Origin of the sequence: Pseudohongiella sp. (assembly GCF_011050365.1) — a bacterium.
Taxonomy (GTDB): Bacteria; Pseudomonadota; Gammaproteobacteria; order Pseudomonadales; family Pseudohongiellaceae; genus Pseudohongiella.
This window is the reverse complement of the sequence record NZ_DRFV01000008.1, coordinates 1-14498: the sequence shown is the minus strand read 5'-3', so window position 1 is coordinate 14498 and position 14498 is coordinate 1. Positions and strand designations below refer to the sequence as shown.

Annotated in this window: 13 protein-coding genes; 3 read left to right on the top strand and 10 right to left on the bottom strand. The window is 57.2% G+C overall.

What is annotated here, in order from left to right; all coding sequences use genetic code 11:
- Window positions 1-173: 173 nt before the first annotated feature.
- On the bottom strand, window positions 174-1241 hold the full coding sequence (locus tag ENH71_RS05955; protein ID WP_294135875.1) for a serine hydrolase domain-containing protein: 1068 nt from the start codon (window positions 1239-1241) through the stop codon (window positions 174-176).
- Window positions 1242-1499: 258 nt separating this feature from the next.
- Here ENH71_RS05955 and rsuA point away from each other — a divergent pair, with 258 nt between their 5' ends.
- Window positions 1500-2213: a 16S rRNA pseudouridine(516) synthase RsuA gene (gene rsuA, locus ENH71_RS05950; protein ID WP_317622416.1), complete on the top strand. Its 714-nt coding sequence runs from the start codon at window positions 1500-1502 to the stop codon at window positions 2211-2213.
- Window positions 2210-3268: a class I SAM-dependent methyltransferase gene (locus ENH71_RS05945; RefSeq protein ID WP_294135848.1), complete on the top strand. Its 1059-nt coding sequence runs from the start codon at window positions 2210-2212 to the stop codon at window positions 3266-3268. The genes rsuA and ENH71_RS05945 overlap by 4 nt, the downstream gene beginning before the upstream one ends.
- On the opposite strand, the gene arsJ is transcribed toward ENH71_RS05945, so the two are convergent.
- From arsJ to ENH71_RS05910, 7 genes are read right to left on the bottom strand one after another with little or no spacing between them, the layout of a single operon-like run.
- Window positions 3250-4485 (bottom strand): organoarsenical effux MFS transporter ArsJ, encoded by a 1236-nt coding sequence (gene arsJ, locus ENH71_RS05940; RefSeq protein ID WP_294135851.1) that lies wholly within the window; start codon window positions 4483-4485, stop codon window positions 3250-3252. The two genes, ENH71_RS05945 and arsJ, sit on opposite strands and share 19 nt — an antisense overlap.
- Before the next feature lie 12 nt (window positions 4486-4497).
- Window positions 4498-5523: an ArsJ-associated glyceraldehyde-3-phosphate dehydrogenase gene (locus ENH71_RS05935; protein ID WP_294135853.1), complete on the bottom strand. Its 1026-nt coding sequence runs from the start codon at window positions 5521-5523 to the stop codon at window positions 4498-4500.
- Window positions 5524-5567: 44 nt separating this feature from the next.
- Window positions 5568-6176, bottom strand: coding sequence for an ABC-type transport auxiliary lipoprotein family protein (locus ENH71_RS05930; RefSeq protein ID WP_294135855.1), 609 nt, complete (start codon window positions 6174-6176; stop codon window positions 5568-5570).
- Window positions 6173-7090 carry an MlaD family protein gene (locus ENH71_RS05925; RefSeq protein ID WP_294135858.1) on the bottom strand — a complete coding sequence of 306 codons (918 nt, stop codon included), beginning with the start codon at window positions 7088-7090 and terminating at the stop codon, window positions 6173-6175. Before ENH71_RS05925 ends, ENH71_RS05930 begins: the two co-directional genes overlap by 4 nt.
- Window positions 7091-7137: 47 nt before the next feature.
- A complete protein-coding gene (locus ENH71_RS05920) occupies window positions 7138-7923 on the bottom strand; it encodes an ABC transporter ATP-binding protein (protein WP_294135862.1) in 786 nt (261 codons plus the stop codon).
- On the bottom strand, window positions 7920-9032 hold the full coding sequence (locus ENH71_RS05915) for an MlaE family ABC transporter permease (protein ID WP_414704717.1): 1113 nt from the start codon (window positions 9030-9032) through the stop codon (window positions 7920-7922). The genes ENH71_RS05920 and ENH71_RS05915 overlap by 4 nt, the downstream gene beginning before the upstream one ends.
- Before the next feature lie 42 nt (window positions 9033-9074).
- On the bottom strand, window positions 9075-10877 hold the full coding sequence (locus ENH71_RS05910; protein WP_294135866.1) for a hybrid sensor histidine kinase/response regulator: 1803 nt from the start codon (window positions 10875-10877) through the stop codon (window positions 9075-9077).
- A 75-nt stretch (window positions 10878-10952) separates the two neighbouring features.
- On the opposite strand from ENH71_RS05910, the gene alkB reads away from it, so the two are divergent.
- Window positions 10953-11603: a DNA oxidative demethylase AlkB gene (gene alkB, locus ENH71_RS05905; RefSeq protein ID WP_294135868.1), complete on the top strand. Its 651-nt coding sequence runs from the start codon at window positions 10953-10955 to the stop codon at window positions 11601-11603.
- Between the two features lie 11 nt (window positions 11604-11614).
- Here the strand turns inward: alkB and ENH71_RS05900 are convergent, their stop codons facing one another.
- On the bottom strand, window positions 11615-13864 hold the full coding sequence (locus ENH71_RS05900) for a heavy metal translocating P-type ATPase (RefSeq protein WP_294135870.1): 2250 nt from the start codon (window positions 13862-13864) through the stop codon (window positions 11615-11617).
- Window positions 13861-14283, bottom strand: a complete 423-nt coding sequence (gene cueR, locus ENH71_RS05895; protein ID WP_294135872.1) for a Cu(I)-responsive transcriptional regulator — start codon at window positions 14281-14283, stop codon at window positions 13861-13863. The genes ENH71_RS05900 and cueR overlap by 4 nt, the downstream gene beginning before the upstream one ends.
- Window positions 14284-14498 lie beyond the last annotated feature (215 nt).

Below are 14498 nucleotides of genomic sequence, written 5' to 3'. Positions count from 1 at the left end.
CAAAGTATCCAGTATTCAGGTATTACCCTGAAAATTTTAAAAAAACTCCTAAAAAAGTGCCAAAAACTGTCGTGTTAACGGGACACATTAGCGGGCCTTTTGCTAAGCCATTGATTCGGCCGTGAAGGCATGTTGGGTATGCCCGACACCGGTAATTGGTAAATGGAAATGTGTTACCAGGCCGAGGCGTTTTCTGCCTGTAATCGGGCAAGAATATTATTTTCCATAAACGCATAAAGTTGTCGCAAGTGACCAGATCGACCACTGCCGGGTGTGCTGTCGGAGGTTGCTACAATCACCAGGTCGTACTCTTCGACAACAAAAATCAGCTGCCCGCCATATCCCCATGCCAATGGCACCAGCATGCCGGCCATCTCACGCAGCCACCAGCCGTAGCCGTAAAAACGACCCTGGCCACGTGGGGATACTGCGTGTGACTGATGCGAACGCTCAACCCAGTCAGTCGATACGATCTGCGTGTCATTGTACTGCCCGTTGTTCAGGTACAATTCACCAAAGGCGAGCATTTGCCGCGGCGTGATCTCCATATCGTTACCACCAAAAAAGATGCCCTGCGGATCCTGGCTCCAGTACGCCATGCGAAAGCCCATCGGAGACGCCAGATACTGCTGGGCAAATTCGCGTGTGCTCATGCCCGTGGCGGTGGTCAGGATCGCGGACAGAATATGAGTGCTGCCGGTGCTGTAGATCATGTTTGAGCCGGGTTCGGCGATAAAGGGCCGGGACAGGGCGCTCTCTACCCAGTCATCGCTTACCACCCAGCGACCGTAGTTTCGTCCGCTGGTACTTTGCAATCCGGCCTGCATCGTCAGCAGGTGGCGAATAGTCAGTGACTGCCATTGCTCAGGTGATTGGGGATGGTTGAATGCCGGGAAGAACGTGGCGACCGGCTCATCTATGCTACTGATGTAACCCTGGTCGATGGCAATGCCCACGAGTGCCGAGATCACACTTTTGGAGGCCGATTTCATATTGGCCGGCTGGTTGGCTGTGCGCCCGGCATAATACTGTTCAAAAATACGCTCGCCCTGATGACTGATCAGCAAGCTGTGGATTCTGGGCAGCTCCCCGGCCTGTTGGCCCAGCTGTTCCAGCTTCAGCGTCTCAATGATGCTGGCCCGATCCATGTTCTGCGCCATCGCCGGAGAGTGCAGGCAGCCGATTATCAGCACTGAATGGCAGACGTAACGCAGCGTTCTGGTCAGCAGGGTCGGTAGCACAGTCAATGTTCGGCACCTCGCAACAAGTAAGTTATGTCGAGTGTATACGAAAGTTTCCGGTAATTGGCCTGCTGATGACTGCTAAAAGCCAGCTGGAGAGGGCAGTAAACCGATCGCCGGTTTGTTGCGCCATGTCTGGCCTGCTATGCTAGCGACACCTGGCTGGGTGCGTGAGAGGCTGACTGAATCGGTTGTCGCTCAGATCAGTCACTATTTCAATCAAACAATCATCACGCCACCTTATTGAAGCCATTGCCCATGTCCTCTGCCAAATTTCCCATGCGTCTGGATAAATTCCTCGCTCATGCCACTGAACTGTCCCGCGAGCTGGCGCGTCGGGCCCTGAGGGGCAAGCGAGTGACGGTAAATGATGAGGTCGTCAAAAGCGCCTCGCTCAGCATTACCATTGAAGATACCGTGATGCTGGACGATGAGGTCGTGGAAATACGCGGACCACGATACTTCATGTTGTACAAACCTGAAGGTTATGTCTGCGCCACCACTGACGGCGATTATCCTACCGTGCTTGATCTGATGGGTTTTGATGGTGATGACCTGAGCATTGCCGGTCGTCTCGACAAGGACACCACTGGTCTGGTGTTGCTCAGTGATGATGGCCAATGGGTGCACAGCATCATCTCGCCGCGGCGCGAATGCATGAAAACCTATGTGGCGGAACTGGATGCACCGATTGATGAGGCCATTGTGCAACGCTTCAGCGAGGGTTTTACCCTGCGCAATGAGGTCAAACCGACCAGACCCGCCATGCTCAGATCACTGCAGGGCCAGCAGGTGGAAGTCAGCATTGGTGAAGGTCGTTACCATCAGGTCAAGCGCATGTTCGCGGCTTGTGGCCGACACGTGGAAAAATTGCACCGGATCAAGGTGGGCGGCATCGAACTCGACACTGCACTGGCACCGGGCGAGTACCGGGCACTGACCCGGGCCGAGATCGGAGATGTCAGCTCTTGAGCACGTCTGGCGTAAAAGATCACAACCTGAGCCTGGTGCTGCAACAGTTGTCTCCGGGCGCAGACATGCAGCCCACTTTGTGGGTTGTGGATGAAAGTCTGCCGGTTGAATCACTGATGACGGTACCCGGCGCTGCCGCTTTAACAGCCATGACCAACCGCTATGATATTCATGCAGATCTCCAGTCCAAAGGCGTCACGACACTGCTCAGTGATTTCGATTTCTCGCAGCTGGGCGAGTTCCCGAGCATTGTGTATCGCGTTTCCAAAGAAAAACTGGTGGCGCACCATTGTATCAATCAGGCCCTCAGACACCTGAGTCATGATGGCGTGTTGACGATCATTGGCGGCAAACAGGATGGCCTTAAGTCCATTGCCAAAAATACGGCAAAAACCTACGGTCTGAAGAACAACACCCGCAAAGTTGGTAACAGTTATCTGGCAAATTTTAACCGGCCAGTATCGCTGACCGATAAACAATTGTTGCCAGACAACGACTATGGACAACTGCGCCAGGTGCAACATAAAAACGTCACGTTTTATTCCAAGCCGGGCGTGTTCGGCTGGGAAAAAATCGACCGCGGCAGTGAGTTGCTGACGACCGTTCTGCCCACCATTCAGCGCTATATGAAATCAGTAAACAGCGTGCTTGACCTGGGTTGTGGCTGGGGCTACCTGATGCTGGCAACCAAAGAGTGGGATGTAGAGACACGTTGTGCTACTGACAATAACGTGGCGGCTATTGACGCAGCGCAAAGAAATTTTGCCGGACATGGCCTGACGGTTGATTGCGTCGCGGATGATTGCGCGGGCAACATCCGTGGCCGCTTTGACATGATTCTCTGTAACCCGCCTTTCCACCAGGGCTTTGCCGTCAGCGACACGCTGACAGAAAAGTTCCTCGCCGCCGCTTCGCGCTTAAGCCGCCGCAGCACGCGGGCCATTTTCGTCGTTAATCAGTTTGTGCCACTGGAGAAACACGCCGGTAAATATTTTTCCCAATGTCGCTTGTTGCTGGCCGAAGATGGTTTCTGTGTTTACGAACTCAGACCCTGATGTCGCGCTGGCAATCTGATCGAGATCAGCGCCGTTAGCACAATCATGGCGCAGGAAATCCACAGACACGCGACCAGGCCGGCGACCTGAAACACCCAGCCCGACAACACCGTACCCAACAAACGGCCCATGGCATTGGCCATGTAGTAAAAGCCGACGTCCAGTGAGACACCGTCCGCGCGCGCATAGCTGACTATCAGGTAGCTGTGCAACGCCGAATTGATGGCGAATACCACACCAAACATCATCAGACCGACAATGAGTACTGTCGCCGGGTTCATGAAAATACTCACGGCTGTCGAACTCATCAGTCCCAGTGCTATTAACGCTGGTACTGTCGCCAGGATGCAGGCCCAGCGCAGCGCATTGCGTCCGTCGGGCGCTGCCCTGGCAATGCCTGTCAGGCGCGGTGCCAGCGCCTGCACAATACCGTAAGCTATTACCCAGGCGGCGAGGAAGCCACCGGTCTGCCAGTGATCCCAGTCCAGTGTTTGTGACAGGTACACCGGCAGCGCTACCACAAACCAGACATCGCGCGCACTGAACAGAAACATTCGTGCTGCGGACAACCGATTGATCGCCGGGTCCCCGGAAAAAATATCAGTGAAGCGGGGCTTGTTGGTAGCGCGCCCAAGGTCTTTTTTCAATAACAACAGGCTGGTCAAAAATACCAGCAACAGGCCTGCAGTCATCGCCATTACTGCGCCGGCAAAACCGATAGCCGTAAGCAGGGCGCCCCCCATAAAAAAGCCCGCACCTTTCAGCGCATTCTTGGACCCGGTCAGCAAGGCCACCCACTGATACAGACTGTTTTGGGCATCGGCGGGCACCAGTATCTTGATGGCACTTTTGGCGCTCATTTTGTTCAGATCCTTGGCGGTACCCGATAATGCCTGCGCCGCCATCACCCAGGGCACGGTCAACATGGCGGCGGGCACCAGCAGCATGCCCAGCGCCAGTATCTGCAGAAACAGCCCGATGTTCATGGTGCGGTTGAGACCGATACGGGCGCCCAGCCAGCCGCCGCAGAGATTGGTGATGACACCAAAAATCTCGTAGAACAGAAATAACATGGCAATCTGCAGGGGACTGTAACCCAGGCTGTGGAAGTGCAACACAACCAGCATGCGCAGTGCACCATCGGTCAGCGTAAACGCCCAGTAGTTGCCGGTGACTACCAGATACTGTTTGATGTCGGAGGACAGGTTGGCCAGCATAATGGTTACAGGCTAGCCGTCCTGATCGATTCGGCCAACCCGCTCGGCCAGTTCGGCCGTGCGATTGGCGTAACCCCACTCGTTGTCATACCAGGCATAGATTTTCACCTGTGTGCCATTGATCACCATGGTAGACAGCGCATCAACGATGCTGGAGCGCGGATCAGTTTTGTAGTCGATAGAGACCAGCGGTCGTTCCTCGTATCCCAGAATGTCCTGCAACGGGCCGGCAGCGGCGGCTTTGAACAGGTCGTTGACTGCCTCTGCGGTGGTTGGTTGTTCAACTTCAAACACGCAGTCGGTTAGTGATGCATTGGACAAAGGCACCCGCACGGCATGGCCATTGAGTTTGCCCTTGAGCTCGGGAAAGATATGCGTGATGGCCGTGGCTGACCCGGTGGTGGTGGGAATCAGGCTCAGGCCGCAGGCACGCGAGCGGCGCAGATCCTTGTGTGGTGCATCGAGAATGGTCTGGGTGTTGGTCACCGAGTGAATCGTGGTCATGGAACCGTGTTTGATGCGCAGTGATTCATGAATCACCTTGACCACAGGTGCCAGGCAGTTGGTGGTGCAGGACGCTGCGGTCACTATACTATGAAGAGCCGGGTCGTATTCATTGTCATTAACACCCATCACCACGTTAAGTACGTCGTCTTCCTTGACCGGTGCGGTGACCACAACTCGACGCACACCCTGGTCAAGGTAGCCCTGCAACAATGCTTTGGTTTTCATTTTACCAGAGGCTTCAATCACGACCTGGCATGCCGACCAGTCGGTGTCAGCGATTTGTGTATTCTGCGTGACCCGGATTCGCTGATCTTCAATGATGATGAATTCGCCATCTGGCCCACTGTCGGCCCGCGCCTCGTGATGCCAGCGACCATGTACCGAGTCGAAGTTCAACAGATGTGCCAGTGTCGCAGTATCACCTGCCGGATCATTAATGTGGGTAATCTGCAGAATATGTCGGTCCCAGGCGGCGCGCAGCGCCAGCCTGCCGATGCGGCCAAAACCATTGATGCCGGTCGATATTGTCATTGCAAGTACTCCAGTCTATCGTGAACAACGCCCAACCTGGTTCGTTAGTGCGAGTCGCTGATCGTGATCAGTGTCCATTGGATCAGTTCTGCTGCCAGTCTGTCGGCGGCAACGCCGAGGGCCTGCACCGCCGATTCGGCAGTACTGTCAGTGGTGAGCTCGCGTGCTTCGAAGCGCTGTCTGGCGACAATTTCACGGCTGCGCGTGTCAATCAGCAGGGCATCGTAATGAACCAGCGCCTGCGCTCTGCCATCGCGATACTCGGTATGCAACGCCCGCAACATACCGCCCAGTTCAAACTGCGCCTGTAAGCCATCTGCGGACACACTGAGCTGAGCTATGGAGCCATCACGCCAGAATGCATCCAGCAGCCAGTCGCGCCACAGGGTCGGAACCGGTGCCGACCAGCGGGCACCGGGGTAGGCCTCAAAACTGTTGTTGGCAGCCAGTACCAGTATGCGGTTGCCACCCAGCGCGTCACTGGTGCCCGGCCGGTCCAGGCGCAGGCTGGCGGCGACAGTACTGCCAGTTTCTGACGCAGCTGCCATGGACGAAGGCGGTAACTGATACAGCGCCACCTCGGGCCGTTCCGGCAGAATCTGACAGGCACTTATGAAGAGCGTGGTCATTAGCAACAGCAAGCGTTTTGTCATGGTGTGAACTCCCTGATATTGTCGCCACCCAGCAAAAAGCCAGAGGGGTCGGCTTCCAGACGATCAGCAATGGCACTGAAACTGCTCATGGTATCGCGTAATTCGCGAATAGCCGGATCCAACTCATTCAGACTTTGCATGCCGGTGGTCAGCGCCTGTGAGTTTTCGCTCAGTAATGTATCCAGGCGCATGCTCATTTGCTCAATATTGTTCATGGTCTGCACCGCACTGGATAACAGCGGCTCGGCGTAATCCGAGGTTTGCTGGTCAAAACGCGCGATCAGGCCGCTGACATCCTGACCGGCGGTAATCAGGCTCTGCAAGCCCTCGCGCAACGTGTCCTGCTCTTGCGCCAGCGCGGTGGTTACCGTATCCAGGTTGTCCAGCACCCGGGTGATATAGGCTGAATTCTCTTCGGACAGGAGCCGATTGGCACTGTCCAGTAAGGTGGTGACGCTGAGTATCAGCTCCTCGCTGTCGCCGCGCAGCCGCGCCAGTGACGAGGGCTCCGCGATAATAACCGGCACGCCCGCCTGATCGGTCCCCATCAAGGGGCTGTCAGGCGTACCCTGGCTCAGTTCAATGCCGGAGGCACCGGTGATGTTAAGCAGGGTCAGGCGCGCCTGAGTATCGGACTTAATCGGCGTGCTACTGGCGACGCTCACCCGTGCCCATACCTGGCGCGGGTCATTGGGATCGAGTGTCAGCGATTCCACCTGACCCACGCCTATGCCGTTGTATTGCACAGCGCTGCCGACATTGAGACCGCTGACGGCTTCCCGAAACACGATATCGTAGGTCTGATAATTGCGGTCAACACCAAAATTCACCATCCACAAAATAAACAGCAGAATGGCCGCGCCGCCGGTCAGTGTGAACAAACCAATCAGAATGTGGTGCGCCCGGGTCTCCATTGACTTGCCTCCAAATAACGCTTATTGAGTGTAATGCTCTTAACGGTTTAGCGCTCGATACGATCAGCGGCCTGCGACGCCGCCCGGCCTCGCGGGCCCTGAAAATAATCCCGGATCCATGGGTCATCAGTGCCGGCAACTACCTCCAGACGATCCGCCACCAGGACTTTTTTCTGCGACAGCACGGCAACCCGGTCACAGGCAGTGTACAGGGTATCCAGATCATGTGTGACCAGAAATACCGTCAGATTAAACGCATCGCGTAGCGTTTTCAGCAACTGGTCGAATGCCGCAGCGCCGATCGGATCAAGACCCGCCGTCGGTTCATCCAGAAACAGAATGTCCGGATCCAGTGCCAGCGCTCTGGCCAGTGATGCCCGTTTTATCATGCCACCGGACAAATCCGACGGATACAGGTCAGCGGCATGCGCAGCGAGCCCGGTCAGTGCAATTTTTACGCGGGCAATTTCACTGGCTTCCTGGCGCGTCAGTCCCGCATGTTCGATCAGCGGCAGGGAGATATTCTCCATCACAGTCAGCGATGAAAACAGCGCGCCTTTCTGAAATAACACGCCTACCCGCTGTTCCATCGCGGCACGTTCTGCTGCAGGTAGCGTGAGCATGTTTTTCCCGAACAGGTTAACTTCACCTGCCGTTGGCGTCATGAGTCCCACAATAGAGCGCAGTAACACCGACTTGCCGGTGCCGGAGCCGCCGACGACGCCCAGAATCTCGCCACGGTAAACATCAAGGTCAAGATCCTGATGCACGACGTTGCTGCCGAACTGATTGCACAAACCGCGTACTTTGATGATGGCTTGCGTTGATGTCACCAGCCCATCTCCATAAAGAACAGGGCAGCGATGGCATTGACCAGGATCACCACAAAGATGGACTGCACGACCGCAGATGTTGTGCGTTCGCCCAGCGATTGTGCGCTGCCGGCAACCTTGAAACCTTCCAGGCAACCAATCAGCGCAATCAGCACGGCAAAAAACGGAGCCTTGCTCAGGCCCAGTAGCAGATGTTTCACCGGCACCTCCTGCACGATGGCAATGTAACGGGTCAGGCTGATGTCCAGTGTCAGTACCGAGACCACTGCGCCGCCGGCAATACCCGCCAGGATGGCGACAAACGCCAGCATGGGCAGGGTGATCAGCAACGCCAGCAGGCGAGGAATGACCAGCATTTCGATGGCGCTCATGCCGTGAACTTTCAGCGCGTCCAGTTCTTCGTTGACCTTCATGGAGCCAATCTGTGCGGTGAACGCACTGGCGGTGCGGCCCGCCAGCAGAATAGCTGCCAGCAAAACACCCAGTTCCCGCATAAAGGCATAGGCAACCAGATCAACGGTGTATATGGTGGCGCCGAATTCACGCAGCACGGTCGCCCCCAGAAAGGCCACCACGGCGCCTACCAGAAAATTGAGCACGGCGACAATAGGTACTGCGTTCAGGCCTGCCTGGTGCATTTGCGCTACCAGCGCGGTCATGCGCCAGCGCCATGGCCGTGGCAACAGACTGAACAAGGTGACCAGCGTCAGGCCCAGGAAGTTCAGAAATGCCAGCAGTTGTTGCCAGGCGCTGAGAACCTGACGACCCAGTTGTGCCAGCCCGTCGCCAAAGCGATAACCGGGTTTGGGCGGCGCGTTACTTTGCGTGGCCATGGCGTCCGCTACGGCCAGCAGCAACGCCTGACGTTCCGCAGACAGGCCGCTCGTGTGGGGCACCAGCGTGCGTAAGCGCTCGGCCCCCAGTAACTGCAGCAGTACCGTTGCGCCAGCTGTGTCCAGTGCCGTCAACGCCCCGGCATCGAGGCGCTGCACATCGTCGGCGGGCCCGATCCGCTGTTTGCGCAAGTTACGATAATGCGGCAGCGTCCAGTCACCGTGCAATGACAGGCAAGGCTCCGGACCAGTGTGAAGTGTCAGCATTTGACTCATGTCAGAAAGCGGGACTCCAAAAAAAGTGTGTGGGTTTACCGGCTAACGGTTCGCTAGCAGGCCGGCGATGGCGTCAAGCAGATCCTGTTTTTTATAGGGTTTGGGCAACATCACCAATCTGGTTGCCAGCTCATTGTCCAGCTCATCAACATGACCCAGTCCGCTGACCAGTATGACAGGAATGTCCGGCTGCAGCGCGCGTGCCTGACGAATTAGTGACACGCCATTCTCGCCGGGCATGGAATAATCGGTGATGAGGATGGCAAACTCTGTGTGTTCCAGCGCAGCCCGGGCATCAACAGCGTTGACTGCCGCGGTCACCGGATAGCCGGCATTTTCCAGCATGGCGCAGCCGGTGCGCAAAATCAGGGGTTCATCGTCCACCAGTAATACCGGCGACAGTCCGGCGGGTCGCGCCTCTGCAGTCGGAGATGACGCAGGGTCGGGTGCCGCAGTCTTTACATCTGGTTCCGCCAGCGGCAACACGACCGTGAAGGCGCTGCCGTTGCCGGGCTCAGACGCAACGGCAATACCACCGCCCAGTGAGCTGACGATGCCGTGGCTGCTGGCCAGGCCCAGGCCGGTCCCTTGACCGGGCTCACGCGTGGTAAAAAAGGGCTCGAACAGGCGACTGATCACAGCCGGCGGTATGCCGATACCGGTGTCACGGACAGTCACGCTGACGTAGAGTCTCTGGCCATCAAGTGACAACGAGGCCAGCAATGGATCGTCGGGGTGCAGTGACCTGACGGTGATACCAATCTCGTCTGCCTGCGCTTCGTCACTGCTGTCGACGGGTTTTAATGCAAGGACAGCATTACCCGCCAGGTTCATCATAACCTGTTGGATTTCCGAGGCATTGGCGTAGATATGGCATGACATCGAAGCATCTTCGGTGGTCAGGCCAAAGCGCGTGCCGGCCGGCATTTGCGCACGCAACAAAGGCTCCATTTGCCGGAGCACCGTGTTCAGGTCGATCAGCCTGCGATCGGGCAGGGATTCCCGGGTGAACATCAGTAGCTGGCGCACAATGTCGCGCCCGCGTTCACTGGCCAACAATACCTGATCCAGTTGTTCTGTGGCTGCGTTGTCACGGCGTTTGTCTTTTATTGATTCCGTCAGCGACATGATGATGGTCAGGATATTATTGAAATCATGTGCCACGCCGCTGGCCAGGGTGCCGACCGCCCGCAACTTCTCCATCTCCTGAACGTGCTGCGCCATCGCGCGTGACTGCTCCTCCGCCTGTCGGCGCAGAGCCAGGGCCAGCTCCAGGCGATTGATCAGCACACCACAGGTAATGGTAAGCAGGCTGGCACAAAAGGCAAAGTTGATCAGCAAAATTAACCAGGTTTGCAGCGGCGACAATGCATTGGCATCGCCGATGACAAGTCCGGGCAAGTAGGCCAGACCCATGACAAAAAGACCTGTGCAGCTTAGTGTGAGCATGATGATGCCGGCGCCAAGACCGACCAGCATGGCTGCGAACAGTGGCACGCTCAGCAGAAAAACGAGACTGACAACCCCGACAAAGGTGAACATCCACAACCAGAAACAATACACCAGGGCCAGAAACACCCAGGCCCGCGTCGGGTGGCTCAGGCGAGGGGCAAAGGTTATCGCTGCCAGACACAGCAGGGCAACGGAGTCTGCCGTCAGCATGGCTAGCTGATCCGGGATCGGAAACAGGGTAAGTGCCAGCATGGTCAGCGAGCCCAGGGTCAGCGTGGCCAGCTGAATGCTGCGCATGATGCTGATGCGCCATTGCAAGAGGTCGGCGTCGCGCCGCTCGGGAAGCAGCAACAATCGGCGCAACATCGGTAGCAGCGAATCTCTGGTCATCATACGGTGTCCCTTTGGCTCCTGCACTTCTATACTACATCAATTTGGCGCGGAGTCAGCGCGCAACGCAGGTTAGCCATGCAGGATCTGTTTGATATCCATGACGAAGACGGTGTTTGGCAGGAAGCATTGGGATCAGGTGCAACATGGATCCATGGTTTTCTGGTGGCGCATGCCGACGAGGTCATGGCGGAGATCGACCGGGTGGTGGCGCAGGCGCCGTATCGGCATCTGAGCACACCCGGCGGCAAGCGCATGTCAGTGGCCATGTCCAATTGCGGCGCGGAGGGCTGGGTGTCCGATCGCGCCGGGTATCGTTATCAGACCATTGATCCGTTAACGGCAACGGTCTGGCCGGCGATGCCGGCACGCCTGCGGGCATTGGCACAACAGGCGGCAGGTGACGGTGGCTATCCCGGTTTTGAGCCTACCGTGTGCCTGATCAACTATTATGCCCCGGGCGCGCGCATGGGTTTACACCAGGACAGGGACGAAGCCAATCTGACGGCGCCCATTGTCTCATTCTCCCTGGGCCTGCCGGCCACGTTTATCTGGGGTGGCTGGCAGCGCGTGGGTAAAACCCAGCGCATCATGTTGCGGCACGGGGATGCGGTGGTCTGGGGTGGCGAAGACCGGCTGCGTTTCCACGGTGTGGCGCCGCTCAAGGACGGTGAACACGCAGTCACCGGTCGGGCCCGTATCAACCTGACCTTCCGCCAGACAAAATAACAGTCTGCGCCTTAGTGCGTCAGCTTGAGGCGCCGCAGGCGCAGCGCATTGGTCACCACAAACACACTGGACATGGCCATCGCACCGGCCGCCAGCATGGGGGACAACAGCACACCAGCAGCGGGATACAGCGCGCCCGCCGCCACCGGAATCAGTGCGGCATTGTAGGCAAATGCCCAGAACAGATTCTGTTTGATATTGCGCAGGGTAGCGTGGCTGACCGCCAGCGCATTGACCACACCGTTCAGATCTCCGCTCATCAACACCACATCCGATGACTCAATAGCGATGTCCGTGCCGGTGCCAACGGCGATACCAATATTGGCTTCCGCCAGCGCCGGTGCGTCGTTGATGCCATCGCCGACAAAGGCAATGGCGCCGTATTGCTCGCGCAACTTTTGTATCGCCGTTACTTTGCCGTCGGGCATGACACCGGCGACGACCTCATCAATGCCGATCTGTCTGGCAATGGCATCAGCTGTGCGTTGATTGTCACCGGTAATCATCGCGACTTTCAGCCCCATGGCGTGGAACGCCGCCACGGCATCCGGGGTTGACGCCTTGATCGTGTCGGCAACCGCAATAACAGCCGCCAGTTTATTGTTGATGATGGCGTACAACGGCGACTTGCCGGTGGCAGCCAGCTCGTCGCTGATGTCGCGAACGGTTGTCAGCGCTATCGACTTTTCCTGTGCAAACCGATCTGCGCCAATATCAATTTGTGTACCCTTGATACTGGCCGATACACCCATGCCCGGCACCGTCCTGTACTGTTCCGTCACCAGCAGCGGCAGCGATCTTTCGCTGGCAGCGGCAACAATTGCCTGAGCGATCGGGTGCTCAGAATGTTGCTCGACTGATGCCAGCAATTGCAGCACGTCGTCATGATCAAAACCGTCTTGGACGACAAAATCGCTGAGCACCGGTTTGCCTTCAGTCAGCGTGCCGGTTTTGTCCAGCGCAATGACCTGACAATCACGCAAGGACTGCAAGGCATCGCCTTTGCGAAACAGCACCCCCAGCTCAGCCGCGCGTCCGGTACCGACCATGATTGACGTCGGCGTTGCCAGGCCCATGGCGCAGGGGCAGGCAATGATCAGTACGGCGACGGCATTGACCAGGGCAAACGTCAGTGCCGGCTCAGGGCCAAACAGTAACCAGACCAGGAAAGTCACCAGCGCCAGCACCATGACAACCGGCACAAAAATCGCTGTTACCCTGTCGACCACCCCCTGAATAGGCAACTTGGCACTTTGTGCATCCTGAACCATCTGTACGATGCGCGACAGCAGCGTATCCTGGCCAATGCGGGTGGCCCGGAAAGTGAGCTGGCCGTTTTTGTTGATACTGCCACCGACCACTTCGTCGCCGACCGTTTTGGCCACCGGTATCGGCTCTCCCGTCAGCATCGACTCGTCGATATAACTGTCGCCGGATATCACCTCGCCGTCGACGGCGACCCGCTGCCCCGGGCGCAGGTGCAGGACATCTCCGAGCTGCACTTCTGCCACCGGTATTTCAACGGTTTTGCCATCGCGTTCCACATGCGCAGTTTCCGGTGTCAGGTCCACCAGTTTCCTGATGGCATCGCCGGTGCGGCCTTTGGCGCGCGCTTCCAGTAGTCGCCCGAGCAGAATCAGGGTGACAATAACGGCAGCGGCCTCAAAATAAACGTTGCGGGTGCCGGCAGGCAGAAGGTCGCCGGCAAACAGCGCGACCACAGAAAAGGACCACGCAGACAGGGTGCCCAGAGCCACCAGCGAGTTCATCTCCGGTGCGCCTTTTAACAGCGCCGGGATGCCCAGGCGCAGAAAGCGAATGCCCGGACCAAATAGCACCAGCGAGGTCAGCACAAACTGCAGGGTCCAGCTATTGCTCTGGCCTATGTTCTGCATGATCCATTGGTGAAAAGCGGGTATCAGGTGCCCCCCCATTTCCAGGATGGCAACCGGCAGGGTTAACCCCGCAGCGATAATAAAATCGCGGGTCAGCACCGTGATCTCATGCGCCTTTTTGTCCTGCTGGCTGGTCTCTGCGTCACTGCCGTTGTCATGAACGCGGCCGGGGTACCCGACCTTGTCGAGTGTCGCCAGCAAACTTGTCACCGGGGTATTGTCGTCGGTCACCACCTGCGCCTGCTCGGTCGCCAGATTGACGGTTGCACGGCTCACACCGGGTGTTTCCGTCAGCGCTTTTTCTACTCGCCCGACACATGAGGCGCAGCTCATGCCGTCGATATCCAGTTGCAGGGTTTTGCTCATGATCGGTACTCCGTGTTGTGCGATTCACCATCGGACGCGTCAAGTTGCTGCAAAATCGAGCAGTTCGGATCATCGTCGCCCGGACATTTGGCTATCATGTCCGAGAGCAGCGTTTGCATGCGTTTGAGTTCCTGCATTTTGGCGTTCAGTTCCTGCAGGTGTTGTTGTGCCACCGCTTTGACTTCCCGGCTGGCGCGATGCGGATCGTGGCGCAGGCTCAGCAGGTCACCTATCTGGGCGATGGAGAAGCCCAGTGTTCGCGCGTGGGCAATAAACGTCAGTTCATCGATATTGCGTTGCGAATATTGCCGATAGCCGGCAGCGCTGCGCGGTGGTGGCTGTATCAGGCCCACCGATTCGTAGTGTCTGACCATCTTGTTGCTAAGCCCGCTCCGGCGGGCGGCGTCGCTGATGTTCATGGTGGGCTCTCCCGCTATTCCTGTGTATCAGCCTAGTCTCAACCTTACCATTGTGACAAGGTCAAGCGGTCAGGCCGGTTTATCTCAGTGCCACAATTTTTTGCGGTGATGGTAAACTGACCTCAGGCATGAAACCGATTGCATTAACGGCGGTCTCAGGCAATGCGATACCTGATGGCCATTGCCTACAGTAAATAATACATAGTACATAGTAC

Bases quoted from the DNA above. Each gene is read 5' to 3' on its own strand.
- rsuA (WP_317622416.1), top strand. From the start codon at position 1,500: ATGTCCTCTGCCAAATTTCCCATGCGTCTGGATAAATTCCTCGCTCAT.
- ENH71_RS05935 (WP_294135853.1), bottom strand. From the start codon at position 5,523: ATGACAATATCGACCGGCATCAATGGTTTTGGCCGCATCGGCAGGCTG.
- arsJ (WP_294135851.1), bottom strand. From the start codon at position 4,485: ATGCTGGCCAACCTGTCCTCCGACATCAAACAGTATCTGGTAGTCACC.
- ENH71_RS05910 (WP_294135866.1), bottom strand. From the start codon at position 10,877: ATGATGACCAGAGATTCGCTGCTACCGATGTTGCGCCGATTGTTGCTG.
- ENH71_RS05900 (WP_294135870.1), bottom strand. From the start codon at position 13,864: ATGAGCAAAACCCTGCAACTGGATATCGACGGCATGAGCTGCGCCTCA.
- ENH71_RS05925 (WP_294135858.1), bottom strand. From the start codon at position 7,090: ATGGAGACCCGGGCGCACCACATTCTGATTGGTTTGTTCACACTGACC.
- ENH71_RS05930 (WP_294135855.1), bottom strand. From the start codon at position 6,176: ATGACAAAACGCTTGCTGTTGCTAATGACCACGCTCTTCATAAGTGCC.
- ENH71_RS05915 (WP_414704717.1), bottom strand. From the start codon at position 9,032: ATGAGTCAAATGCTGACACTTCACACTGGTCCGGAGCCTTGCCTGTCA.
- cueR (WP_294135872.1), bottom strand. From the start codon at position 14,283: ATGAACATCAGCGACGCCGCCCGCCGGAGCGGGCTTAGCAACAAGATG.
- alkB (WP_294135868.1), top strand. From the start codon at position 10,953: ATGCAGGATCTGTTTGATATCCATGACGAAGACGGTGTTTGGCAGGAA.